This is a genomic window from Sanyastnella coralliicola (assembly GCF_030845195.1).
Classification (GTDB): domain Bacteria; phylum Bacteroidota; class Bacteroidia; order Flavobacteriales_D; family Sanyastnellaceae; genus Sanyastnella; species Sanyastnella coralliicola.
In genome coordinates this window covers 1,756,554-1,782,253 of record NZ_CP132543.1, presented here as the reverse complement: position 1 = coordinate 1,782,253, position 25,700 = coordinate 1,756,554, and the positions used below count along the sequence as shown (strand labels likewise).

Genomic DNA, 25,700 nt, shown 5'->3' with positions numbered 1-25,700 from the left:
AAATGAATTGTTTGATCGTCGATGATGATGAAATGGCAAGAGCTTCTCTTGAGAATCTTTGTAAGAAGATTGATGGAATTGTTCCTGCTTGTGCGGAGGATGCATTGACAGCGATGAGAATGATGCAAGCGTCGAAATACGAGCTTGTGTTTCTTGACGTAGAGATGCCAGAGATGACTGGATTAGAACTGTTGGAGGCTTCTGATGAGTTGCCAGCAGTGATCATCATATCTGCGAATCGCGAGTACGCCTTCGAAGCATTTTCATTTGATGTTCTTGATTATCTGGAAAAACCGGTGGCCTTACCTCGTTTGATCAAAGCGATCAACAAGGTAAAACGAACAACTACACCAATCGAAGTTCCTGCTGAGAAGAGCGATGATTCAATCTATGTAAAGGTCTCAGGGAAGCTAGTTAAGCTGACCTACGATGAGATCTATGTGATTGAAAGCATGCGTGACTACGTGAAATTCATCACCAAGGATGGGAGACACGTGGTGCATAGCACCCTCAAGGGCATCGAAGACAAACTCAGTGCAGAACCTCGGTTCTTCAAAACACACCGTTCCTTTATCATTAATACTGATCACATCGCCGATGTTGATGAGAAGTCAGTGGTAGTAGGGAAGAGCGTAGTACCTATTTCTAGGTCTATGCGTCCAGCGTTCATGGAAAAACTCAATCTGCTTTAGACAAACCGTTCGTCGAAGGAACCGTGCAGCTCATCGAAATAGCGAAACTTTTCCTTTGATCCGTTCTGAACTTTGTAATGCGTTTAAGGCAAACGTGTTATGCAAATCGTTCAGATCGCCATAGGAGAAGGAGGCATGGGAATGCTAGCAGGATGGGGAGCCCTACTGGGACTCATCAGAGTGCTGTGGGTGGTGAAACCACTGAGTGCCACTTTCCATTACGAGTCCCGAATCTACAAAGTGAGATTCTTGAAGGCACTTGGATTGGGAAGGCAGTACAAGCGCAAGTATCACCGCCGAGGAGACGAACACAAAGAACGACGCAGAACTAAGAGGATAACAAAAAGATACCGAAGATGACCGCAGCAGGAGTTAAAGCACTAGAATTATTACCAGGACTCGTAATTCAAACGAAGTTCGAGCCTAAGATTCAAGAGCACGTATCATGTGGATGTTGTGGAAGCGATCAGTACGAGACTGTACATCACTTCCCTGAAAACTACTTCGATCCGGAATGGTTCGATACCTATTCATGGGACGCTAACCTCGGACTTGAACTTCGTATTGTAGAATGTAAGGACTGTGGTCTCATCTATCAGAATAAGCGATTCTCTCAAGAGGCATTGCACCAGTTGTACCCAAACACGTACATCCCAACGAAGATCAATAAGGCAAAGGAGATGGCAAACCACAAATTCGCTTTCCACATTGACTGGATCAAGAAGCACATGGGAAATAAGAAGAACCCAAGTTTGCTCGACGTTGGTACGCGTTACGGAGTTCTTCCAAACTTGCTTCGTCGTGAGAAGATTGATGCGTTTGGTATTGAAATGAATTTGAAGTGTGTACAGGCAGCAGGTAACAGCGGAATGGAAGAGGTTTACCTCGGAACCGTTGACTCGCTGAATAATGTGATGAACTCACGTACACAGAAGCAAATTGATGCGGTAGCGATGTTCGATTTGATTGAACACCTCCTAGATCCAAAAGGGGATTTGGAAGAAATCGCAAAGTTCCAGCCAAAAGGAGGGAAGCTGTTCATCAGCACAATGGATATCAGTTCAATGGGATATAAAGTCTTTGGTAAAGACTGGTATTACCTCCACGGACAACACACATTCTACTTCACCCCACAGACCATTACGAAATTATTGGAGTCAGCAGGATACCGCGTGGTATCGATTGATCGATTCGGAGCAATGAAAAGTCTACGCCACCTTCCTGGTCAGATTAAGAAATGGATGAAGTACCAGTGGACGATGCGCTGGGGAGTAAAAGGAGAAAAAGAGTGGTTTGCGAAGCACAGACCACACCTACTAGACACGATGAATATAGTAGCAGAGAAGATATAATGTAGGTAAATCAGTTTAAGTGAGATTTGGTTAACCCCGGAGCGTGAAAGCGTTTCCGGGGTTTTTTATTGACCTAAGAGCTGCCTTATCCTACAAGACCTCCGTCCCGCGCCTGACAAAAATAGCCCCAAGTCTGCCCGTAGTTTGTAGCGATAAAGTGTATTCTGACTATCGGAGTGTTAGTACAAATAGCAACTGTAGGTAAGATGACCCTAGTAATAGTGGTCGTCTGGGGTGGTGTATTGCTTCTTTGCCGTTTCGCATGGAAGTACCTATACGACCGTATCAACCTATTCTATCTTGTAAGATATCGCTCACGTAGGGTCAGACGATTCCCAATCAAACACAGACGACGCCCCACAAAATCTCGCAAGAAAGGGCGCAACCTTGCACGGGAAAGCATAAGGGAACATCGAGGATGGAAGTCTTCATCGAGACGACCAGTATTTGATGGACACCTTTAAAACTTGGAACAATGACACAGATCCAAACCAGTCAAACAAAGCCGCTACAGCAGGAAGTCTACAAGTCGAAGAATACCGAGCAGGTATTTAGTGTAGTACGTGAGAACATCGCATGTGTATGTTGCGGAAGCAACGATAACAAGCAACTTTACCATTACGATGCGGAGTACTTTGATCACGAGAAGTTCGAAACGTACTCTTGGGATGGCGGATTCCCGCTAGACTTGACGATCGTTAAGTGTAACGACTGTGGGATGGTTTACCAGAACGAGCGATTCACAGAAGAGTCAATCGGTGCATTGTACCCACATCACCCGCTACCAGAGAAATTAGATTACAGTCGATTAATGCGTCACCATAAGTTTGGGTTCTTCCTGAATATGGTACGCGAATATGCATCACCATCACGTCTACCGAAGCGCACGGCGCTTGATGTAGGTACACGTTATGGTGTGTTACCAGAACTTCTGAACCACAGAGGTTACAAAGCATTTGGTCTAGAGATGAACTTGAAGGCAGTGAAACTAGCGAATGAAGCAGGTTTCTCAGGTGTTCATCACGGAACCCTTCTTGATCTTGAAGAGGTCATGAAGAAAGAACATGTAGATCGTCTGAACCTAGTGAGCATGATCGACGTTGTGGAGCACCTTCTATGGCCGCAGCGTGATTTCGAAATGATCAGCCAACACCAGCAGAAAGGAGATAAGATCATCATGTCTACCATGGATATTGATTCTCTCGGACACAAAGTGTTCGGAAAGCACTGGTACTTTATTCACGCACAGCACACATTCTACTGGAGTGAAAAGACGCTAGGTGCCTTGCTTGATCAGTTTGGTTACGACCTGAAATACGTTCACCGTATTCCTAAGTATAAGAACCTTCGAATCCTACCTCAAGAAATGATGAAGCTTCGTAAGCACAAGCAGCATCTTTCAGGAAAGGATAAGTACTTTGAAAATGGAAAGCGTTGGTTCGCTGAACAGCGTCCATCTCTCTTCGACTACATGAACGTAGTTGCAGAAAAGCGCTAAAAGGAAAAAGCCACCGCGAAGGTGGCTTAACTAACCAATGATGTCCTATTGCTTTTGACTGCTTAATTAAAAGCGTCAGTGGCTTGACATTTACAAGGTGCTCCCATTTCGGGAAAACTCCAAAAGTTTTAGATGAACCTTGGAAGTCTATCGGTGAACCGATATTCATGAACGACCATTATCAGAGAATGGACGTACATATTCCAAGAACGAAGATTGGCCGTTGTGAACTCTTTGTGACGAAGCTGAGTTACCATTGCACATGCATTTCTCATTTCTCCACCCAGTTCTGAAAGGTGAATTCCTTCTTTCTAAGGCTGCTCATGACTATTCATGGACATTGATCAACGACAAGAAGCTGATTAGCATTCTCTGGAATCGAGGGAACGAAACAGCTGAATTTGAAATTGATGGAGTAAAGCGAGAAGTCCGTCCCGGACAAATCATGTCGCTGACCTACTTTCACAAGGTAAAGGCACTCAACACCATAGATGAGCTGGTCTTATTCAGCTTTAATCGAGAATTCTACTGCATCTATGATCATGATCACGAGGTCTCATGCAATGGAATCATCTTCTTTGGTGCGCAAGAACTCCCCATTGTTGATCTGGATGAGGTAACCGCAAACAAGCTCGAGCTACTTCTCCAAGTATTCATAGACGAATTCGAAACTCCTGATGGCGTGCAAGGAGAGATGCTGGTGATGCTGCTCAAGCGACTCATCATCCTTTGTACACGCGTAGCTCGGAAACAGATAAAAACCGCTGTCATAGAAGAGGAGAAGATTGATCTCATTCGAGAGTTCAATTTCCTCGTCGACATGAAGTTCCGTGAGAAGAAAACAGTAGCGGAATATGCTGAAGCGTTATTTAAGTCGCCGAAGACCCTCTCTAACATCTTCCGAAAGAACGGACTGCCTAGTCCATTGCACGTCATTCATGAGCGCATTGTACTTGAGGCCAAACGCCTGTTGACCTATACAGATAAGAACGTTACTCAGATTGCCTATGAGCTGGGATACGATGATCCCGTAGGCTTTTCCAGAACCTTTAAAAAGGTAACGGGTGTGTCACCTCAGCAGTTCAAGGAGCAGAAAATGACGGCTTAGGGAAAAATCGTCATGAAGTAGGGAAGTATCGTCTAACACTGCCCCTCATATCACCCACATCTTTGCATTGTCAATTAATTCAAACCCAAAAAACAAAGACAATGAAAGATTTCACAGTCCCAACGCGAAACGAAGTTTCAGCATCTAATCAAGCGATCTTCGACAATCTACAATCTAAGATCGGATTCGTTCCAAATCTGTATGCGTACTACGCAAAAAATGAAACAGCACTTGGAGACTACCTCACGCTTCAAAACCGCAAGAGCACGCTAAAAGCGAAGGAGCGTGAAGTAGTGAACCTAGTCACAAGCCAAATCAATGGTTGCCGTTACTGCCAGAGCGCACACACTGCCATTGGTAAAATGAACGGCTTCACAGACGAAGAGATCATTGAAGTACGCCAAGGACAAGCGTCATTCGACAGCAAACTGAACGCTTTGGCAACATTTACTGCTGAAGTAGTTGAAAACCGCGGTAAAGCGAGCAACGATGCAAAAGAAGCATTCTTCGCTGCGGGGTACGATGAGTCGAACTTGATCGACGTAGTCATGGTAGTAGGAGATAAGATCATCTCGAACTACATCCACAATCTGGCGCAATTTGATATCGATTTCCCAGTAGCTCCAGAATTGGAAACAGCACACGTGTGAGGGATCGCGGAACGCGGATCGCAGAGCGCGGGATAAGGTTTAGTTATCGATTATAGTTTATCGATTCCAGATTCCGAAAAACATCTTCGCTGAGGGTAGCGAGGTTAAACAATTGACAAGACCGTTCTCCGGATTTCCGGAGGGCGGTTTGTCATTTTATGCCAGATTGTTGAGAAATTTCCCGATTCATTCATCCCTGAATTTGAGTGATTTAATCTGCTTTGAACCTGGATTAGTCGAAAAATACGCGGGAAGAGACAACCTTCTAGTGATCACGCCGTACACGAATGTAACCGACTTTGAACTTAGGTTCTTCCCCCTTTTCTGAAAACAAACTAGACTTCTAGATCTGCATGAGGCCAACCTAACCTACTAAGCAGATGAAGAACTGTTACTTGCTAGCAGCCACCTTATTGACCTCTCTCGTTTCGTTTGCGCAATCTCGCGTAACAGACGATCTCTTGCACCTTTACACCTTTGGTGAAGGCAGCGGGCAGTACATCCACGACCTTTCTACAGACAATATTCCTCTCATTCTTGAGATTCGAGATCCATCACATGTATCATGGGGTAACCCAGGACTAACAATCAATGAACCAACCTTGATTCGTTCGATTTCATCTGCCGATGAATTGAATACAAACGTTCCAACTTCTGGTGAGATTTCACTTGAGGCATGGATCACTCCATGGAATTTATCGCAGGATGGACCTGCACGCATCATCACTGTTTCCAATGGTTCGTCTGATCGTAATGTGATGATCGGACAAGATGAAGATACTTACGTGTGCCGCATGCGCACAACGGACACAGATAATAACGGAATTCCAAACTCCAACTCGCCAGGAGGAAGCGTTGAGCTGAACCTGCAACATATCATTTATACCCGAAACGCTTCTGGAGAAGAGCACATCTTCTTGAATGGTGAGTCAGTACACCAGGGACAACGCGATGGAGACCTGTCGAATTGGTCGAGCGCGTTCCACCTGGCACTGGGGAATGAAATTGGAGCTGATCGTGCGTTCGTTGGTACCTACCATCTGGTAGCCGCTTATGATCGCGCCTTATCGGCGGAAGAGGTGATGCAAAACTTTAACGCTGGTGCTGTGCAGCCAGGAGCTACACCTTCTGAAAGCACTTGTGAAACTGAATTCTGTTGGATTGATGGTTTCGGCGCTAGCCGAAGATCACTCTGGTTGCCAAACCTACCAGACGATGTTGATCGTCGATTTGAATTTGATGAGAATGGCGGGCACTTCGATGTCTTCGAAGATGGTACCGCACACATATACGGACATTGCATCAACCAGTATGATGAAGACTACGGATTCTACGTTGACTTCTGGTTCACTGAAAGAAAGAACTGGGAAGAATGGTCAGATCTCGGTAGAGGATGGAAAGGCGATCCAAACATCGTTGGAGACCTTTACGAGACGTGGGATTATTACATCATGGACGAAGATCAAGACAATGTATTGATCGGGACCGGGCTGTTCGAGGGAAGCCTCTTGAATGTAACGCACAAGCCAAGTGACTACTACTACGGCTTACAAGTTGGAGAGGCGGCCAACGATCAAAATGCTGAGCCTGGGATGTCCTGCTGGTTCGATTACACCGGTCAAATCAACGGTGATGACGTAAGTGGGAATGGCGATATCAACCTAGAAGGTGAGTGTAACGACATTCAAGTCATGAACTGCGCGGTTGATGTGACAGTTGACTGTGTAGATGGAGGATTCACTCCAGACATCACAGGAGAACCAACTATCTACTGCGAAGAAGAGTATACGCTGACCTACGCAGATGAAGTGATCAGCGAAGATTGTCCGTTAATTATTGAGCGTACTTGGACTGCGACGTCACTTAACGGAAATGTTGCTGAATGTGTCCAGACAATTACTTCCGTAGATGAACAAACGCCAAGCATTGAGTTAACAGTAAATGCAGTAGCTGGGTGTGACCCTGAAGCAGCCTTTGATGTTACGTTAACAGACAACTGTGATCCAACTCCAGACGTTACGATTGACATTACAAATGAAGGTGTTGTCTTTGGAGATGATTGTGATCCAGGACAACTGCGCACGCAAACAATTGGCGGCTGGGGAACCAATCCTAGTGGAAACAATCCGGGGGTATACCTAGACGCTCATTTTGACGCGGCATTCCCTAATGGTTTGACCATTGGTTGTGAGAATACCTTAACGCTGACTTCAGCACAAGCGGTGCGCGATTTCCTTCCTAGTGGCTCAACTCCGACAATGCTTCCTGAAGGACAGCTTGTTGATCCTGGTCAAGGGTACAACAATGTATTCGCTGCTCAGCTGGTCGGCCTAACGCTGTCAACAACCTTCGATGCTTATGATCCTGATTTCGGTGCATCTGATTTTTCTTTAGATGAAGCCATCATGCTTGAGGGTGGATTCCAAGGGATGACAGTAGCTGAATTGCTAGACCTAGGGAATCAACTAATCGGTGGATGTTTGAATGGTGTGGATGCTTCATCGCTTAACGACGCTATTTCGACGATTAATGAGAATTACGTTGACGGAACAACCAACAATGGTAACCTGGGGTGCGGATTCATTTTTGACTGCGCTATTCAATACACGGTACAAGTAACTGCCACAGATGCCTGCGGTAATGTGGCAAATGAAGAACTCACGGTCTATTTAGAAGATACGAGTGCACCAGTTATTACTGTTTTCCCTGAAGATGTGACCGTTGAGTGTGACGAAATCCCAGCACCTGAGATTGTATTCGAAGATGACTGCAGTACTGAATTCGTGGAGGTGGAAGTGACGGAGGAAGAATTCTCTGGAACGTGTCATCCAACGATTCAACGCACATACACACTTACTGATCCTTGTGGAAACACTACCACTCATGTCCAGTACATCACCGTAGTAGATACTACGGCTCCAACATTTGTCAACGAACCAAGCGATATGGTTTTGAATTGTGGGGATGAGATTCCAGATTTCACACCGGAGGCGGAAGATAACTGTGGAACTCCGCTGATTACCTTGGATGAGACAACGTCATCAATCGACTGCGGAACCTTGATTATCCGCACATGGACTGCCACTGACGCTTGTGGGAATACAACGAGTATCAACCAGCAGATCTTTATTGAAGACAATGAAGGGCCTTCACCAGTGAATGCGCTGTCAGATGCTATGGTGTCTTGTGACAACATCCCGCCATACTCTGAAGTGGTCTTTGAAGACGATTGCTCTGAGATTCTCGAAGTGAATATTTCCGAAGAGCAAGTAGGCGAGGGCTGTGAGTACCTCTTGGTAAGAACCTATACAGCATCAGACGTTTGTGGAAATACAACAGTATTGATGCAAACACTCACGGTTGTCGATGAAACGGCACCTGAATTTGTGAGTGTTCCTGAGAATGAAATATTGAATTGCGGGACAGAGATCCCCGAACTATCACCTGTGGCCATTGACCAGTGTAGCGAAGTTGTGCTGGCATATTCAGATGAATGGTTAGACGGAGAGGGTTGCGCGCAGCTCTTGCGCACTTGGTCGGCTACGGATGATTGTGGTAACATCGCTACCGCGGAAACAGTGTACACCTTCATAGATGAGGAAGCTCCTGTCTTGAGCGGTGTTCCTCAAGGAGGAAGTGTGGGATGTGAAGACCTCACCGACAATGCGATCGTAACTGCGATGGATGCCTGTGACGGACAGATTCCTGTCTTCATGGATGAAACAGTGGCTACCGAGAATTGTATGGTGACTATCACACGCGTTTGGACTGCTACTGATTACTGTGGTAATGTCGCTAGCGCGGAAGTGGTTTTCACCTATGAAGACAATGCAGCGCCTTCCATCACGGCTGAGCCAGAGGTGACGATCGAATGTGCCGAATTGCAAGCTTCAAACCTGATTGAGGTTATTGATGATTGCGACTTCGCTCTGGAAATCGGATTCGAAGAAATTCTATTGGAAGGAGATGCGCAAGGATGTAACAGAACCCTTGAACGCACATGGTTTGCTTCAGATGCCTGTGGTAATGAAGCCAGCTTTACTCAGATCATCAATGTAGTCGACGAGTCGGCTCCTATATTTGAATTCGTCCCAGCTGATATCGAAGTAGCGTGTGGAGAGACGCCACCGTACGAAGAGCCTGTAGCCACTGATAATTGTACAGATGTTACCGTTGCTTTGGCCTTTGAGCTAGTGAGCAATGGATGTAACGACCAACTCATCCGCACGTGGACAGCTACAGATAATTGTGGAAACAGTAGTTCAGCTCAGCAGGTTGTGACATTCGTTGACACAGAAGCACCCGAACTTTCGGAGGCTCCAGCTGATCTCGTTCTTGATTGTGAAGCATCTATTCCAGATGCTGTAGTGCTTACAGGAACTGATAACTGTGGAGATGTGACCATCGAATTCGTAGAGTCAATTATTGACGGAGACTGTCCTTCAGAATATACAATCGAGCGTACATGGACGGCAGTAGACAACTGTGGTAACACGGCAACACGTGTTCAGATGATTTCGATCACCGATACAACGGCACCGATCTTCGATTTCACACCTGAAGACATCACTGCAGAATGTGGTGATATTCCAGCGCCACCGGTGCTGACAGCTGCAGATAATTGTGGTGAAGTTACCATTGATTATAGTGAAGATGTAGATGCTGGCGGTTGTCCAAACATCTACCGTACATGGATTGCTTCAGACGGTTGTGGTAACGAAACGATGTTCGTGCAAACGGTATTCGTTCAAGACACAGAACCGCCAGTATTGACTGGGATTCCAGGAGATATGGAGGTGAGCTGTAGCACCATTCCGGTGATGCCAGAGCCTGAAGTGAGTGATAACTGTGATCAAGACGTGGCAGTAACTGCCAACGAAAGCATTGTGGGAAGTGGATGTGAATTCACCATTATCCGCACATGGATCGCAAGTGACGATTGTGGAAACACAACCATTGTTTCTCAGTCGTTGAATGTGACAGATACAGAAGCACCGGTGTTTGTAGAAGCACCTCAAGATATTACCATAGAGTGCACAGAGATAGATCTGATACCATTACCAGAGGTATTTGACGACTGTGCAGCCACCGTGAACATCAGCTACGAAGACAGTGTGCTGGGATCAGGATGTAACTATGATATCGAACGTACCTACACGGCTACAGACAACTGTGGACAATCGGCGACGGCCACCCAGTTGATTCATGTCGTGGACACCACTGCACCTGTGATCTCAGGAGTGGGCGCGAATACTTTCGTGGATTGTTCGATGGTTCCTGAACCAGACGCTGCTGTAGCGGTGGACGGTTGTGGCGGAGCGGTAGAGCTCGAAGTGGTTGATACTTTCATTGATCAAGATGCATGTAATTACATCATCTCACGCACTTACATTGCTACCGACGAATGTGGCAATGGTACCGCATTGACGCAGTTGATTTATGTGTCTGATGTCCAAGAACCAGTATTCATTGGATTGCCTGATGACATTACCGTTGACTGTACAGAGAATGCTCCAGCAGCTCCGAATGTGGGTGCTACAGATAACTGTTCGGCGAACGTGACGGTATCGATGGCTGAGATCTCTGAAGAGAATGGATGTTCTACCATCATCACACGAATTTGGTCTGCGACTGACGATTGTGGTAACACCGCAATGGCTACGCGAACAGTAACTATTACAGATTTAACGGCACCAATCTTCGATGAGGTTCCTGCCAATGAGACGGTGTCTTGTGATGCGATTCCAGAAGTCATAACTCCATCTGCTACAGATAATTGTGATGATTCAGTTGAAGTGAATTACAATGAAGAGGTTATTGCGGGTGGTTGTCCGTATGAGATTCGTAGAACCTTCATTGCAGTGGATGATTGTGGTAACGAAACCATCGCTGTTCAGCAGATCTTTGTGATCGACAATGAAGCGCCAGTTTTGGTTGATCTCCCACAAGATTTGGTAGTGACCTGTGCTGAACTTCCAGCACCTGCGAATGTAACGGCGACTGATAATTGCAGTGGTGCTACGGTCTTGTTTGAAGAGCAAATAGGAGGGGATGGATGTATGCAAATCCTGAACCGTACATGGACAGCCATTGACCTATGTGGCAATACCACTTCATACACTCAGAGTATTACTGTGATCGATGAAAGCGCTCCAATCTTCCTGGAGACGCCTGAAGATCTCACCGTGAGCTGTTTGATGGTTCCTGAGTTTGTAATGCTTGAGGCGTATGATGATTGTGGTATCGCGGATGTTCAGATGGAAGAAATCATTACGGAGACCGAGTGTATCACTGAATACAGCATTCTTCGCATCTGGACGATCACTGACGCTTGTGGACTGAGCAGCAGCTATTCACAGCAGATTGAGGTGGTAGATGACATTGCCCCAATCCTCGTGAATGTGCCTGAGAATGTGACGGTTGATTGCGATAACATCCCTGAGATCCCTGAAGTTTCAGCGATTGAAAGCTGTGGAGAAGTAGTTGACGTGACATTCACTGAAGAAATCATTGTTTCAGAAAATGACAACGATGATTGCGAAGTGGGCAATGCTTCTGGTCTTGCCGGAGATATCGCCCTCTGGTTACCGGGTGTTGATGGTGTGACTGAGGTGTATGTTTATGGCCCTAACGGGGGAACGCTAACGCTTAATGAAGCCAACGGCACAGCGCATCTTACAGGCGAGGTATTCAGTGTAGACAATGCAAACCACAGCTTCATGTTGGATGTTCATCTACACGAACAACGCACATGGGATGAGTGGTCAGCACTTGGCCGTGACTACAAGGATGACCTTGGCATTGCGGTAGACGACTTCATGGATTGGTCTTACTTCATTCTGAATGGCGAAACCAGCCGTTTGATTGGAACAGGTAGCTTCGAAGGAAGCGAGCTCAGCATGAGCCACGCTCCATCCGATTCGACCTTCGGATTCCAGTTGGGAATGAACGCCAATAACTTCAGTGAAGGTTATGGCCTTGGAGGTTGGTTCTTCTACGAAGGAGAGCTGAATGGACAAGCAGTGAATGGAGTAGGAGATGTGTTCACTGAAAACTACTGCTGCCAAGATCAAGAGATCATCCGCACATGGACAGCTATTGATTGCGCTGGAAATGTAGCGACTTACACACAGACGATTACTGTGACCAATCTCATTCCTGACGGTGGTCCGCAATTGATCTTTGTAGACGATTACGACACAGGCTTCGATGTACGAGGCAGTGCAGGAGACGACTTTATTATCACCTATGAACCAACGTTCAGCGGTGCAGCGAGTATAGCATTATTTGACCTGCAGGGGCATCAGCTAGATGTTATCTATGACGCGCAGGTTATTGAAGGCGCGGTGTATACACTTCGGGTCCCGAAGGCTGGGTTAACACCTGGGGTGTATGTATTCACAGCGGCTGGTGACAACCGAATCTTAACTGATACCGAGATGGTTCTCCGCTAAAGATTTTTCGTTTCACCAGTACGTCGAGTTAGTTATCAGGTAGGCGCAAAGACAACGGTCTTTGCGCTTACTGTTTTTTACAAGTTTTCGTGCAACCTTTGCACAGAACCTTGTCATTGTATAAAACAGCACCATGAAGAAGTTCCTTATTCTCCTTTTTGCCCTACTCGCATTTCAATCTGAATCAAAAGCCCAAGGCGGTCCTTACGACTTCATAAACGTCGGGGTAGGCGTTTCAGGTTGGGGGATTCCAGTGTTTGTAGGCGCTGACGTCACGGTGGCTGAACAGATTACCGTAGGAGCCATGTTCTCTGGCCAGCGTCGCGCAGAGCGTTTCCGTTCAAATCAGGGAACGGTTCGTTGGGTACACACGATCATTGGATTGTCTGCCAATGCTAATTACCACTTCCTGGAGCCAGGAGAAGAGTTCGATGTTTACGCTGGTCTTTCAGTGGGCTATTACTTCTGGAATACCCGCCTTAAAGAGAGTTTTGACGGCTTCGACGGCATCTACACAGGTGGTGGAGACGGAGGAGTAGGCCTCTCACTGCAAGCAGGAGGGCGTTACATGCTCGATAACGGCATTGTACTCTATGGAGAGATCGGAGGAGGTACGGTGCTCTCGAGTGCCCGAATTGGGGTCTCTTTCCCGCTGAATTTCTAATCAGTCTTCGAGCTGACCGAGGACTTGCTCCCAGAAACTATCTACCCATAGTCCGTATTGATATCCAGAAGGGTGCAAGCCGTCATTGGCCACCAATCCTTCGACGTCAGGCCATTGCTGCGAGATAGGGGTGATGTTATACCATGCGATGTTATAGCTCTCTGTAATACTCTGGCAAGAGGCATTGAACTGTGCAAGGTCTTCTGAGATGCTTTCTTGATTGCTAACGCCGAAATCGGTGTAGCCGTAATCGGGAATCGAAACCACAAATACACGATCAGGGCTTCCCGCGATATTGATTGCGCGTTCCAATAGATCCGTGTATTGTTCCTCGTACTGAGCTAGCGGGAGACCTTGGTATTGATTATTCACCCCGATCAACAGGCTTACAAGATCATAGCTCATAGAGTCTACGTTCGCTTCTTCCATAGCATTGGAGAGATTCGCGGTGGTCCAACCCGTTGTAGCCACAATGTCTGGGTATTCGATCTGGTAAGTGGCTTGTTCGGCATTGAGGCGTTCCTGAAGCTGGACTGGCCAGCGTTCCGCGCTAGCGACACTCTCACCGATAGTATAGGAATCACCTAACGCGAGGTAAGAGATCGAGGTAGGAGCTTGACCAATCAGTCCTTCTTGATCAGTTAAGGCGTGCGGAATCGTTGAATCTGCCGGGATCACCCCAGCGCGTTCAGAGATTTCAGGCTCCACTGTGGTAGGCTGACAAGCGGCTAAAACAGTGAGAATGATGGTAGAAGCAATCAGGAACATGTGTTTCATGGTTAAAGGAACAGTGCAAGGTAAGAATGGTTCGAATACCGAATGCTCGTGATTTTGAACCAGATACTCATTTATATGCACCTAATGCATATTCCGGGAACATTCATGCATTTAGTCGTCTCATATTTGTTGTGTAGCCCCATGATTGAGGAGGAGATTTCAGACGAAATGCTTTGCATAAATCAAGGTATTTCAATAGCTTAGAGGAGACAGTGGTTGGGGCGCCTAACGAAACTTTTTTGTCCCGAAACCAGTAAACTGTTAACAAAAACCTCATCCAATGAAAAGACTAATCACTCTAATGGCCGCTGTAGTTGCTGCGTTCACTATGAATGCAAGCGACGTTCAGCTCGTTGTAGAAGAAGTTGACAACGGTGGCGCCGTTCCAGGAAACACATACCGTGTTTATGCACAACTACCAAGTGTACAGCACTCGCTGCACGCGGTATTCGCAGATGACCAAGACAACCTGAGCGTTGAAACAACAGGGTCATTCTACCAGAATCAATACGGAAATTATTCAACAATCGATATCAACCCAGGAATCATCCAGGCTGACCCAGCGTTGGCTTACGATAGCTGGATCACTATTGGTGCTGAAAACAACCAGAACAACAACCTCTGGGCTATTGGAGTGGAATACGATGCCTTCCTTCAAGGAGGATCATTGACAATCGACGATGGCGCATGGTTCGTAGTTCCGACGGATGTGCGCGCTATGCCTGATTCAAAGAACTTGATCCTATTGATGCAATTGACTACCGACGGAACAGCGACAGGTGCGCTGAACTTCCAGGGGTGGGATGCTGACGGAGGTGTATGGCAAGCACGCCAAGTAACCTTCTCTACAGACAACGCACAAGTGTTTGGATGTACTGATCAAGGAGCATTGAACTTCAATAACGAAGCTGAGTTCGATAACGGAACATGTGAATACGCTGAGGAGTCTTCTAACGACACTCCAATGAACAGCCTAACAGCTGCTACAGACGAAGCGGTAATCACTGTATTCCCTAACCCAGTATTCGAAGGGCAGTTCAACCTTCAGTTCTCTGAGCGTCTTGACCTGTCTAAAGACAACATGATCGTAGACATCTTCTCTATGAACGGACAAAAAGTTCTTTCACAGGAGATTTCGAACGGAGCTGTGATCGGTGGCAACCGCGTGATCGTAAATCACGAACTCGCTACTGGAACATACACAGTAAACATCACCATTGGAGAGTACAACGAAGCTGTTCAGGTAATCGTTCAGCGATAAGATAATTTACCTAAGCATGAAAAAGCGTCGGCAGTGCCGGCGCTTTTTTTTTGTCTAGAGACGATGGTCGAGAGTCTAGGATTTTAGGGCTCAAAGGCGAAATGGCTAAAAGGCGAAATGTTTGGTGCGCTCGACTCTCGAATGAATATCCATGGGTGGTTTACCCAATTTGCTTTTACCTCTCAAAAGAGAATAATTGACGCTATTGGGTGTTCTCCCTCATGGAAGGTAATTATAGGCTCTATTAGTCTACCTAAACGGAAGGGTTGGACGCTATTAAGGTTCGTCCTAAAACGAAGGAATGGACGCCATTAGGCGTCCCTACATTGTTCCAGGGGGGAATGGAGGCGCCGCAGGCGCCAGAACGCAAAGGTTATTGGGTTCTCTCCCTCACGGAAGGTGGTAATGGGCTCTATTGGTTGAAGACCTAAACGGAAGGAATGGACGCTATTAAGGTACGTCCTAAAACGAAGGAATGGACGCCATTAGGCGTCCCTACAGAAATACAGGGGGAAGAAAGAGGCGCCTCCGGCGCCACGATTCAATGAGGTTAAGGGCAATTCCCTTGACCCTAGACTCTCGTCTAAAAGACCACAGGGGCACTTCTTCCTCTTTTAGAGCGTTATATTGTTCCTTTAACGTTACTACTCAATTGCAATGAGATCAAGGATTCTGTGTGTTCTGTTCCTAATACTTGTGGTTAGCAAAGCTGCTGCTCAGGATTCAACTGATCTGTTTTCTGCCTTCGCTGATTATCATTGGACTTATCAAATTACTCATGATGATGTAGTCAAAAATAAAGTGCGAGACGTCATTGGCTGGGAGTACATTTGGGAGAAAAAGGGACAGTTTCTCGTTGACAGCGTTCCTACTGTTATAGCCAGTTTTGATCTCAATGGAAATTTGAAATCAGAAGTATGGTTCACTAATACGATCAGGCGGGGAAAGGTTGTAAGTCGAAATATTTGGACCAAACAAATCGACACTAACTCGCAGGGTCAGATCTTAGGTTTTAGGATCTATGAAGAGTACGATGGCATCAGAAGACTTCAAGAGGTGACGATTAATTACGATGAGGCGGGTACACCTATTGGAGAAACTCGTCGACACTACGATTCCGCAATTTCTAAACACGATATCACCTGGCAGTTAGTAGAGGTTTATGAAAAGAAATATGCCTTCAAAGAAGGTCAACGCATTTTTCCCAATAGTATTGGAAACCCCTTTCAAGATCCAATTGCTCAGGATATGTCACCAGAGAGTAAAAATTATTACTCAAGATGGCATGATCGATCAGATGAAATTGTGTCGGATAATTATTCGATGAAAGTTTGTCGTTGTGAAGGGCGAGGTCATGTCAAATATCTAGACGGTTCAGGTTCTCCTATAGAGGTGCTATATGATAACTATGACTGCTGGTATTTAGACAATAATGGTAAAGTCTTGAAGGTTGAGTCTACTGAAGATGGCTCAATAATTCACGAGGTAGAGTACATATACGATGAGCAAGGTCTTTTCTCTTTTAAATACAATAGCCGCTCAGGTGGATTCGGTTATCTTGGCTACAGATTCTATCCCTAGCTAAATATCGGTGTCAGAACACATCTCCCTACGCATCATAGATAAAATTGCGGCTGTCTTCCGGATCGCATTGAAGCTCGCAGCTATCGGTGGGATTTGGGCATTATTGTACATCATTTCGTTCGGGCCATACGTAACGCCTAGCGCAGATGTTCATTGTACTATTTTGCTTCAGGAAGATCAACGAGACCTTTCATTCTATTTAGTTCCATCCTCAGCCAATTACTTCGGCCACTTCGGGGCAATTACCAACGGGCAATGGACAAGAACTCTAACACAGGATGCTACGCAGTTAGAGTTTAGGGTTGAAGATATCTTCCAAGTATCAATCATAGGTATTGATGCAGAAGGCAATGCGTCGCTCTTTGAGGGTGCTGGTTCTTGCCAACTTACAAGAGAAGGTAAGCCTGAACTCACACGAAGTCAATATTGGCTCCGCCACATCTGGCGTTTTCCGCTATGTGTAGTGTTGTATTTGGCTCTCATGAAATATGCCCTCAGACGCCATTGGTATCTAGCTGAAGAGCTTGCAGTATGTATAATCTTTATCGGCTATACGGGGATTCACTTTGGCTATTTAGAGGCCTTTATCAAATAAAGTCTAGAGTCAAGAGACTAGAGATGAGGGAACCTTGTTTTAGAGTTGAATCTATAAACGATGATCGATAATCTATAACGATTGGCTTCTGTGAATCGATGATGCCTTAAGGGGGATTTGTTGGTGGGAGGAATGGACGTTATTGGGTGTTCTTCCTCACAGAAGGTGATAATAGGCTCTATTGGTTGTCTACCTAAACGGAAGGAATGGACGCCATTAGGCGTCCCTACATTAATTCCGTGGGAGGATAGAGGCGCCTCCGGCGCCAAAGATTCACTATGGTTATTTAGAGGCTATTCAATACTAACATCTATAGCCTAAAGCCTAAAGCCTAACGCCTAGCTAGGCCCCTCGTCTCTAGTCTAAAAACCCCTTTAGCCATTTCGCTTGTTTGCCTTTCTGCTCCTAAAGGAAAGGAATGGACGCCATTAGGCGTCCCTACATTAATTCCGTGGGAGGATAGAGGCGCCTCCGGCGCCAAAGATTCATTATGGCTATTTAGAGGGTTTCAATACTAGCGCCTAAAGCCTAAAGCCTAGATAGGCCCGTCGTCTCTAGTCTAAAGTGCCCGTTAGCCATTTCGCCATTTAGCCCTTGCGCCCTTTAATCAAAAGAAAGCTCCTTTTCCCAAATCAACTCCCCATCACCATCATACACCTTAATCGTACAAACACGCTCTCTGAACTTCCCCGAGAATTCTAGCATGGCGAAGTTGTGTTCCCCAACGACCGTTCCTTCAACGCGGTTGTTGTTGGGTTCGTCAGTGTGGTCATAGGCGCGAGATGTGAGGGGAGAAGCTGTTAGATCATATACCACGTTTCCTTCAGGTAGTGTCACCTTTGATAGTTCAGTGTGGTGACGGTCGCCGGTGAGGAAGATGACGTTGCGGATGCCTTCCGCGTCAAGTCGACGTAATACTTCGTCGCGTTCTTTCTTGTATTGTGCATGGTTCTCGTAGATCGCAGCGTCGCTGAGGAATTGCCCTCCGGTAGCGATAACCTTGAAGGAAGCCTTGGAGAACTTCAGTGATTCGATCAACCAGTCTACTTGCTCCTGACCCCAGATTTGATGTTCTGCAGTCTCTAACTTGTAGTTAGAGCGGTGGTAACGATTGTCTAAGAGGAAGAACTCAACGTCATTGAAGGCGAAAGAAGTGGTGATTCCTGGATGTCCGGGAATACCGAAGCTTGGGTTACCCCAGAAGAGTTCAAATGCTTCGAGCGTCCAATCCTTGTGGACGTACGATCGGTCAGAGTCATTCGGACCAAAATCATGATCATCCCAAATAGCGTAGTTCGGACAAACACTCAAGATCTTCTGCATCTCTGGAATTCCGCGGGTATGCGTGTAACGATGCGCTATTCCTGAACGACTACCATAATCCACTTCGCGGAGGTAGATGTTGTCTCCTAACCAAAGCATCATATCTGGTTCCATGCCAGCAATCTGATCGAAGATCCCGTAACCACCACCATAAGACTTCCCAGGACGATCATACTCCGGCTCGTTGATGTAAGCGCAAGACCCTGTTGCTACCGTGAAGGCAGGAGGATCCGTGCGGTAATGCCACAAAGACTGGGTGGTGAATTCATATCCTTCCTTTCGGTTCTTTTGTCCGTCAACCGTAACGATGTAACGGTAAGTCGTCCCCGGTTCCAATCCAGTCAAAATGAACTTTCCGGTGAAGAAAGTAGGAGAGGAGGTCGTCATCGGAATGGTCTCCACCTGCGTTGGGTCATCCTTCGGGTGATACTGCAACACCACTTTCGCAGAGGTCTCCGTCTGCACCCAAACACAAGCTTCACGAAGGTCAACGTAACCTAGCATCGGCCCTGAAGCAAGCTGAGCCAACAAAGAAGAAGAAAACGCCAACAAAATGGCAAGGAGGATCATTCGTTTCATAGGTGCAAGATAGGTGGGGATGTTGAAGGGCGAAAGGGCGAAAGGGCGAAAGGGCGAAATGTTAATGTGGTGAAAGGGCGAAAAGGCTAAAAGGCGAAATGGCGAAATGTTTAGAATACGGACGCCGGACGCCGGACGCCGGGGCTAGCATGATTAGCCCGCCTGCGGCGGATAGCATGGTTAGGTTATTTCCGTTTACCGCACTAGGTAAACGGTCAAAGTACTGATAAGTAGAGTCCCGGTCCTTTAGCGGCGCATTCTTGCGCCTATTTTTAGGGAATGGCGGAATGTTTAGGAATACGGACGCCGGATGCCGGACGCCGGGGGTTAGCATGATTAGCCCGCCTTCGGCGGATAGCATGATTCGGTTATTTCCGTTCACCGCAATAGGAAAACGGTTAAAGGATTGATAAGTAGAGTCCCGGTTCTTTAGCGGCGCATTCTTGCGCCTATTGTTAGGGAATGGCGAAATGGCTAAATGGCGAAATGGCTAAATGGCGAAATGGCGAAATGGCGAAGTGTTTCAAGATTCGGATGCCGGATGCCGGACGCCGGGGTTAGCATGATTAGTCCGCCTGAGGCGGATATTGGGATTCGCTTCAGTCCACTGTCCACCGTCCACCGTCTACTTCAAAAGAGCTTTGATTACCTTCGCGCATGTCCAACCGTTACCCCATTGGCGAGTTTTCTGCTCCTGCTGACTACACGCCCCAAGAACTCTCAAAATGGATTGATTCCATTGAAGCCTTTCCTTCGAAGATGCGTTCCCTGGTTCAAAATCTGTCGGATGATCAAACGGAACTTCGCTACCGAGAAGGAGGGTGGACCATCCGCGAAGTGGTTCACCATTGCGCTGATAGTCACCTCAATAGCCAGATCCGCTTTAAGTGGACCCTCACTGAAGATAAGCCTACCATCAAGGCATATTTCGAAGACCGATGGGCCACCCTAGCTGATTACAACGAGACTGATTTAGAGCCAACCCTCAAGCTAATCGAAGCCTTGCACGCGAAATGGGTAATTCTTCTGAAATCTCTCAACGAAGAGCAGCTCCAACGATCATTCATCCACCCAGAACACGGCATGGAATTCAAGCTATTCCAAGTGGTTGCGAATTATGCGTGGCATGGGGAGCACCATTTAGCGCATGTTAGGGTGGCCTTGAAGGCAAGTGTTTGATTTGGTTCGTAGTTCGTGGTTCGTGGTTCGTTGGGTTGAATGTGGAATGTGGAATGTGGAATGTGGAATGAAAAACGAGGCTTTTAGCGGTGCATATGACAAAACTCATTAGACTGGAATCCTCCTGAGAAGGTCCTTTAGCGGTGCACCTGTCCCGTTATTCGGGATTTATGCACCTTTCGAAGAGAAAGGTCACATAGTCCACTGTATTTGGGTTCGTGGTTCGAGGTGTGGAACGTTGAATGTGGAATGTTGAACGAAATAATTAGCTAACGCCTAAAGCCTAAAGCCTAAAGCCTAAAGCCTAAAGCCTAACGCCTAACTGGCCTCAAATTTGCAGTAACAACAACATGAAAAACCTACTCTTCCTTCTCTCAATTCTCTTTCTCTCGTTCAGCTTGAAGGCCGACATGGCGCCTTATGGTATGAAGGATGTGATTCTTCGTACAGACTTTGCGGCTGTAGGGAAGGTGTTGACACACGATAATGGAGAGGTGAAGATTCAAATTTCAACGGTAGTAATGGACCCTCGTTTTGGCCTGCGGCCAGGAGATTACATGCGAATTCAGTACGACCCATATATTGTGTGTCCGTCGTTGAACTTTGGAGATATTGAGGTGGGCAAAAACTTGATGGGCTTCTTCCACAAAACAAAAGATGGTTGGCGTTTTAGTTTTTACCGCCTTTATCCTGAGCGGAATGGTGAATACTATGTTGAGTTTCCTGAAGAAGGCATTGTCTATCACGCCAGCGCGGAACAGTGGACCCGTTCTGTGAAAGCGTATCGTAATCATTATAAGCTGGATGAAGACAACAGGTTGGTCGAATTCAATTTTGAAAGTAAGCCTAACTTGAAAAAAATGGATGAGTTGGTTTTGGCTCAATACCACCGATTCCATATCGATCAGAAGATCAACTTCGCTGAATGTATTCACATAGAACGTAACGAAATGATGGAGTCTGTAGAACCTGAGATCAAAAGACCTGCGCCGGATAGTACGGTGTATGTAATTGCAGATGAAGAGCCGAGTATTTCTGATTCGCTTTCAACCATACAGGATCATATTGAAGATTGTGCCGAGAAGGAAGCTACATTCCTGAAAGAGATGGAATTAGAAGGTACAGCATATTTTCACCTCTACTTGAACAAAGAAGGGGAAATCTATCAAGTCGAAGTCGCAAGAGGCTTACATCCTAAATTTGACGCGAAGGTAACGGAGTGTTTGCGAACTGTAGGTCCATTCACTCCAGCCAAGTTGCGCGACAGACCGGTACTGTATAAAATGACGATTCCGATAAGAGTGAAGTGATGCGATGATCTTGGTTCTTCTCAGGTAATACAAGAAATCATGTCGTAGAAGACGGGATATAGAAGTAGACCGTGGACCGAACCTAATCATGCTGGATCCGGCGTCCGGCATCCGGCATCCGGCGTCCGGCGTCCGAATCTTAAACATTTAGCCCTTTTACCATTTCGCCGTAACCCCCTCGACCCTCGACTCTCGTCCCTCGACCCTCGTCCCTCGACCCTCGTCTAAAACAACTCCATCTGCGAAAGACTCCCCTCCAACATCAACAGCTTCTTCTTCGCTGGAAGTCCTCCGGCATATCCTGTGAGTGAGCCGTCTGATCCGATGATGCGGTGGCAAGGGATAATGATGGAAATGGCGTTGGCTCCGTTGGCGCTGGCGACGGCACGGATGGCTTTTTCGTCTCCTAGTTTCTGCGATAGCGTGAGGTAGCTCATGGTTTGTCCGAAAGGAATCTCAGTGAGAGCTTTCCAGACACTGCGTTGGAATTCGCTGCCGATGAAAAGCAGAGGAAGGTCGAAGGAGGTTCGTTTGCGTCGGAAATACTCATCCAGTTGTTGAATGACCGTGCTGTGCAAAGGGGTAAGTTCTGTTTCAAATTCAACCTCTAAAACATCAGCGATACGCGCGTCGATTTCTTCGCGTTTCTTTCTGTATTTCCAATCGGCCATGACGAGTTTTCCGAGGTAGTCACCAAGCAAGAGATCGCCCAATGGAGATTTGTATTCGTGGAGCTTGATGCTTTCAGTCATGTTTGAGTTTTTGGGAGTTCGGTTTTCATCTTGACAGATACCAATCCTTCATTCCCTTCAATCAAGGTCTTACCTTCAGATGTCTCCACATATGATTTCCCTACAGCGACGAATCCTTCGCCTTCACCAATTGCATTGGAAACGGCCACCGTGACTCCACTTTCTATTAGTGGTACGGTCGATGTTTCCATCTTGACCATCCCTTGTTCGTCTTTTGCAACTGCAGCAAGGAATAGGTCAACATTTTGATTTAATGCATAACGAATCGTTTCTTCTTGTGTAGCCTCAAAGCAAATCGCTGGCAACATACGCACCCCGCGGTAATCAATGGTTTGTAAGCTTCCTTGAGAAGTGAAGTAAGGTGCTTCATCTTCATGAATGATCGTCTTTACATGGACATGCCGTTTTCCGTTAGGAAAGAAGAATTGCATGGCAATCACAGGGAGCTCCGTGGTTTTCATAGGGAAGCCGATGGCGATTACGATGTCATGTTCCGCACTCAGCTGAACGAATGGATCGAAAATCGCATCCTTCCGATCATAGGGATGCCGCTTGGCGTGTGACGGGAAATATCCAGTAATCGAAAGCTCGGGGAAGAGGATGATATCCGCTTCCTTGTTCGCATGGATGTCAGCTAGATGGCCCTTGATATTCTCTTCAATGGAGGTCGTGGGCGCTAGTTGGGAGATGGCAATTTTCATGATGTCTCGAAGATACACGAGATCAGAAAATTCTCATCACTTCTTCACACGTTTCAAGATCAGTTTACGACGAAGGAAGAATACCAATAAGAAACCACCGAGAAGGACGGGCCAAATGGTCAACAGTACTTCTAGTCCGAACACAAGCCCCTTCCAACCAGTGACAAAGGCACCACCAAAGTCTGCCTGACGTTCGGTCTTTTCATAGGCGATAGGAACAAAGTAGTGAATGTTCAGCGTAGCGTAAGTCGTTTCGTGAAGCATTAGCTTGCGTCGTCCTTCGTACAGCTCCAATTCCGCGCGAACTTGTTCGAGTTGGCGTTCTACATTTAGGAGCTCTTCTACGTTTTCGGCGCTTTTGATAATCTCTAGAAAACGCGCTTCCAAGGCTCTTTTTGAGCGAATTTGTCCTTCCACATCTACAAACTCAGCGGTCACATCATCGATCGCCACATCTTTGCTTTCGAACTTTGGGACAATAGCCTCAAGGTCAGCCATAAAACGATCAAAGTTCTGTACTGGAATCTTCGCCTGCATATTCCCGTTCATACGACGGTTACCTTGGCTTTCCTTGTCGTTCGAGAAGTAGCCATCATGCGCAGCAACAAGATCACGCAACTGGTTTCGGGTATCTCGAAAAGCCACACATTCAAAGGAAACATTCCCTGTTTTCTTCAGTTTGCGTTCGATGCCTGCTTGGGACTTATCTCCGTTTTGGGTTTCCACCTCATTGTAATAATGTTTATCGCTTTCCATAGAATAACCAAAGGATGGTGATTCATTAGCATGTTGTCCTTCGCATGAGGCAAGAATAATTCCGAGTAAAAAGAGCGGGATAAGTGTGAGGTAACGCATCGTAAATGGATTAGTGGTTCAAATGGTTAATGATGAAACTACTCCATTGTACACCTGAGTGAAAGATGCGTTCACATGTTTTGGGGTTTTGAGTGGGGGAGTTGGGAAGGATTAACAGAGAGGAAGAGGAAGAGGAAGAGGAAGAATGAGAATCAGAATGAGAATGAGCGTGGTGCGTGGTTCGTGGTGTTTGGTTTTTAGTCTTTGGTCTTTAGTTTTTGGTTCTTGGTTCTTGGTTGTGAATTATCGTGTTGGGTGAGAATCATTGTGTTTGTTGAGACTATACCTAGATGAGCATTTCTTTGAGTTTTGGAAGGTTCACCTCAGAAAGCTCAGTGCCATTATATAGCTCATGTACTCCGAAATCTTTCTTTATCGTCACCCTTATTAAATCTTCAAGCTTGGGCCATAGTTCTTCTATGTCGCAATGAATGCTTATGGCTAGTCCAATTCCCTTTCGATCTCCGCACAACGGGAAAATAGTAAGATGCTCTCTATTAAGTTTAGAGCACAATTGAAGTAGCTCATTATAGTTGACAGCTCCCGCTCTTGATATTTCAATGTGAAATGCCATTATGCTTCAAACTCAAAATTGATATTCGGGATCTGTTCCACCTTCTCTTTCATAGCTTGAATATCAGTTGAACTGAGCAGCTGTCCTCGGATGTCAAAAGTGAATATCTGCTTTGTTTCATTAGGAAGGTGCTCAGCGAAGTGCTTGAACTTATCTAATGCAAAATTGATCGTTCTAGTCCTTTTTTGAGTGTCCTGCAGATCGCAGTTCATGATATGAATACACGCTCCATCTTTAAAGAGATCAGGATTCACTGGTCCCCAATTTAGTTTCTCAGGATTGTCTTGCTCTATAGGCTGTTTTTTCCACCAAGACATTGGCAAATACTTTCTGTGTTAAGTGCTTTAACTACAAGATAGGGGAGCCCATGGAGGGGATAAAACTGTTCACTCGGAATTCGACGAATGCGGTGGTACATGGGATGAAGTGCGTGGTTCGTAGTGCGTGGTTCGTGGTTTTTGGTTCGTTTTTAGTCTTAAGTACTTGGTTTTTAGTTCTTAGTCCTTAGTACTATTGTCCTTGGTCCTTTAGCGGTGCACCTGTCCCGTTATTCGGGATTCATGCACCTGTATTTAGACAAAGAGCCCGATGTAGGAGAGCATCAGTTCGTTGGTTTTAGACATTAGTCTTTGGTCATTAGTCATTGGTTCTTGGAGATTTCCGCGTTCAAAGAGATCAATCTCTCCTGTGTTCACCACTCAGTTTATATATAGACGTTTGAAGACGAAAATCGATAAACTATAATCGATAACTAAAGACCACGAACCACGAACCACGAACCACGAACCACGA

The 25,700-nt window shown here is 46.2% G+C and carries 18 protein-coding genes; 12 read left to right on the top strand and 6 right to left on the bottom strand.

Annotated elements, in window-relative coordinates; all coding sequences use genetic code 11:
• The first annotated feature begins 2 nt into the window (after nt 1-2).
• The 7 genes from RA156_RS07525 to RA156_RS07495 all read left to right on the top strand — a co-directional run bounded on the left by RA156_RS07525 (nt 3) and on the right by RA156_RS07495 (nt 13,418).
• Nucleotides 3-692, top strand: a complete 690-nt coding sequence (locus RA156_RS07525; RefSeq protein ID WP_306643956.1) for a LytR/AlgR family response regulator transcription factor — start codon at nt 3-5, stop codon at nt 690-692.
• 356 nt (nt 693-1,048) lie between these two features.
• Nucleotides 1,049-2,044 (top strand): class I SAM-dependent methyltransferase, encoded by a 996-nt coding sequence (locus tag RA156_RS07520; protein ID WP_306643955.1) that lies wholly within the window; start codon nt 1,049-1,051, stop codon nt 2,042-2,044.
• Between the two features lie 475 nt (nt 2,045-2,519).
• Nucleotides 2,520-3,542 (top strand): class I SAM-dependent methyltransferase, encoded by a 1,023-nt coding sequence (locus RA156_RS07515; protein WP_306643954.1) that lies wholly within the window; start codon nt 2,520-2,522, stop codon nt 3,540-3,542.
• 262 nt (nt 3,543-3,804) lie between these two features.
• Nucleotides 3,805-4,650 (top strand): AraC family transcriptional regulator, encoded by an 846-nt coding sequence (locus RA156_RS07510; RefSeq protein WP_306643953.1) that lies wholly within the window; start codon nt 3,805-3,807, stop codon nt 4,648-4,650.
• A gap of 101 nt (nt 4,651-4,751) precedes the next feature.
• A complete protein-coding gene (locus RA156_RS07505) occupies nt 4,752-5,300 on the top strand; it encodes a carboxymuconolactone decarboxylase family protein (RefSeq protein WP_306643952.1) in 549 nt (182 codons plus the stop codon).
• A gap of 380 nt (nt 5,301-5,680) precedes the next feature.
• Nucleotides 5,681-12,754, top strand: coding sequence for a LamG domain-containing protein (locus tag RA156_RS07500; protein ID WP_306643951.1), 7,074 nt, complete (start codon nt 5,681-5,683; stop codon nt 12,752-12,754).
• A 133-nt stretch (nt 12,755-12,887) separates the two neighbouring features.
• Entirely contained in the window at nt 12,888-13,418 is a 531-nt protein-coding gene (locus RA156_RS07495; RefSeq protein WP_306643950.1) for a hypothetical protein, read from the top strand.
• Here the strand turns inward: RA156_RS07495 and RA156_RS07490 are convergent, their stop codons facing one another.
• Nucleotides 13,419-14,195 carry an SGNH/GDSL hydrolase family protein gene (locus RA156_RS07490; protein ID WP_306643949.1) on the bottom strand — a complete coding sequence of 259 codons (777 nt, stop codon included), beginning with the start codon at nt 14,193-14,195 and terminating at the stop codon, nt 13,419-13,421.
• Between the two features lie 280 nt (nt 14,196-14,475).
• Between RA156_RS07490 and RA156_RS07485 the strand changes: the two genes are divergently transcribed.
• From RA156_RS07485 to RA156_RS07475, 3 genes are all read left to right on the top strand, one after another.
• A complete protein-coding gene (locus RA156_RS07485) occupies nt 14,476-15,456 on the top strand; it encodes a T9SS type A sorting domain-containing protein (protein ID WP_306643948.1) in 981 nt (326 codons plus the stop codon).
• A gap of 657 nt (nt 15,457-16,113) precedes the next feature.
• A complete protein-coding gene (locus RA156_RS07480) occupies nt 16,114-17,037 on the top strand; it encodes a hypothetical protein (RefSeq protein WP_306643947.1) in 924 nt (307 codons plus the stop codon).
• 10 nt (nt 17,038-17,047) lie between these two features.
• The gene (locus RA156_RS07475; protein ID WP_306643946.1) at nt 17,048-17,635 is read left to right on the top strand and encodes a hypothetical protein; all 588 of its coding nucleotides are present in this window, start codon (nt 17,048-17,050) and stop codon (nt 17,633-17,635) included.
• Between the two features lie 603 nt (nt 17,636-18,238).
• Here the strand turns inward: RA156_RS07475 and RA156_RS07470 are convergent.
• A complete protein-coding gene (locus tag RA156_RS07470) occupies nt 18,239-19,537 on the bottom strand; it encodes an alkaline phosphatase D family protein (protein WP_306643945.1) in 1,299 nt (432 codons plus the stop codon).
• A gap of 657 nt (nt 19,538-20,194) precedes the next feature.
• Between RA156_RS07470 and RA156_RS07465 the strand changes: the two genes are divergently transcribed.
• Nucleotides 20,195-20,716, top strand: a complete 522-nt coding sequence (locus tag RA156_RS07465) for a YfiT family bacillithiol transferase (protein WP_306643944.1) — start codon at nt 20,195-20,197, stop codon at nt 20,714-20,716.
• A gap of 350 nt (nt 20,717-21,066) precedes the next feature.
• Nucleotides 21,067-22,026, top strand: a complete 960-nt coding sequence (locus RA156_RS07460; protein ID WP_306643943.1) for an energy transducer TonB — start codon at nt 21,067-21,069, stop codon at nt 22,024-22,026.
• A gap of 224 nt (nt 22,027-22,250) precedes the next feature.
• On the opposite strand, the gene RA156_RS07455 is transcribed toward RA156_RS07460, so the two are convergent.
• From RA156_RS07455 to RA156_RS07440, 4 genes are all read right to left on the bottom strand, one after another.
• Nucleotides 22,251-22,778, bottom strand: coding sequence for a methylated-DNA--[protein]-cysteine S-methyltransferase (locus RA156_RS07455; protein WP_306643942.1), 528 nt, complete (start codon nt 22,776-22,778; stop codon nt 22,251-22,253).
• Nucleotides 22,775-23,479 carry a carbon-nitrogen hydrolase family protein gene (locus tag RA156_RS07450; protein ID WP_306643941.1) on the bottom strand — a complete coding sequence of 235 codons (705 nt, stop codon included), beginning with the start codon at nt 23,477-23,479 and terminating at the stop codon, nt 22,775-22,777. Before RA156_RS07450 ends, RA156_RS07455 begins: the two co-directional genes overlap by 4 nt.
• Before the next feature lie 36 nt (nt 23,480-23,515).
• The gene (locus tag RA156_RS07445) at nt 23,516-24,334 is read right to left on the bottom strand and encodes a DUF4349 domain-containing protein (RefSeq protein ID WP_306643940.1); all 819 of its coding nucleotides are present in this window, start codon (nt 24,332-24,334) and stop codon (nt 23,516-23,518) included.
• A 573-nt stretch (nt 24,335-24,907) separates the two neighbouring features.
• Nucleotides 24,908-25,225, bottom strand: a complete 318-nt coding sequence (locus RA156_RS07440) for a hypothetical protein (RefSeq protein ID WP_306643939.1) — start codon at nt 25,223-25,225, stop codon at nt 24,908-24,910.
• Between the last annotated feature and the right edge of the window lie 475 nt (nt 25,226-25,700).

Coding starts and splice junctions, on each gene's coding strand:
- RA156_RS07525 (WP_306643956.1), top strand. CDS start 3: ATGAATTGTTTGATCGTCGATGATGATGAAATGGCAAGAGCTTCTCTT.
- RA156_RS07520 (WP_306643955.1), top strand. CDS start 1,049: ATGACCGCAGCAGGAGTTAAAGCACTAGAATTATTACCAGGACTCGTA.
- RA156_RS07515 (WP_306643954.1), top strand. CDS start 2,520: ATGACACAGATCCAAACCAGTCAAACAAAGCCGCTACAGCAGGAAGTC.
- RA156_RS07510 (WP_306643953.1), top strand. CDS start 3,805: ATGCATTTCTCATTTCTCCACCCAGTTCTGAAAGGTGAATTCCTTCTT.
- RA156_RS07505 (WP_306643952.1), top strand. CDS start 4,752: ATGAAAGATTTCACAGTCCCAACGCGAAACGAAGTTTCAGCATCTAAT.
- RA156_RS07500 (WP_306643951.1), top strand. CDS start 5,681: ATGAAGAACTGTTACTTGCTAGCAGCCACCTTATTGACCTCTCTCGTT.
- RA156_RS07495 (WP_306643950.1), top strand. CDS start 12,888: ATGAAGAAGTTCCTTATTCTCCTTTTTGCCCTACTCGCATTTCAATCT.
- RA156_RS07490 (WP_306643949.1), bottom strand. CDS start 14,195: ATGAAACACATGTTCCTGATTGCTTCTACCATCATTCTCACTGTTTTA.
- RA156_RS07485 (WP_306643948.1), top strand. CDS start 14,476: ATGAAAAGACTAATCACTCTAATGGCCGCTGTAGTTGCTGCGTTCACT.
- RA156_RS07480 (WP_306643947.1), top strand. CDS start 16,114: ATGAGATCAAGGATTCTGTGTGTTCTGTTCCTAATACTTGTGGTTAGC.
- RA156_RS07470 (WP_306643945.1), bottom strand. CDS start 19,537: ATGAAACGAATGATCCTCCTTGCCATTTTGTTGGCGTTTTCTTCTTCT.
- RA156_RS07465 (WP_306643944.1), top strand. CDS start 20,195: ATGTCCAACCGTTACCCCATTGGCGAGTTTTCTGCTCCTGCTGACTAC.
- RA156_RS07460 (WP_306643943.1), top strand. CDS start 21,067: ATGAAAAACCTACTCTTCCTTCTCTCAATTCTCTTTCTCTCGTTCAGC.
- RA156_RS07455 (WP_306643942.1), bottom strand. CDS start 22,778: ATGACTGAAAGCATCAAGCTCCACGAATACAAATCTCCATTGGGCGAT.
- RA156_RS07450 (WP_306643941.1), bottom strand. CDS start 23,479: ATGAAAATTGCCATCTCCCAACTAGCGCCCACGACCTCCATTGAAGAG.
- RA156_RS07445 (WP_306643940.1), bottom strand. CDS start 24,334: ATGCGTTACCTCACACTTATCCCGCTCTTTTTACTCGGAATTATTCTT.
- RA156_RS07440 (WP_306643939.1), bottom strand. CDS start 25,225: ATGTCTTGGTGGAAAAAACAGCCTATAGAGCAAGACAATCCTGAGAAA.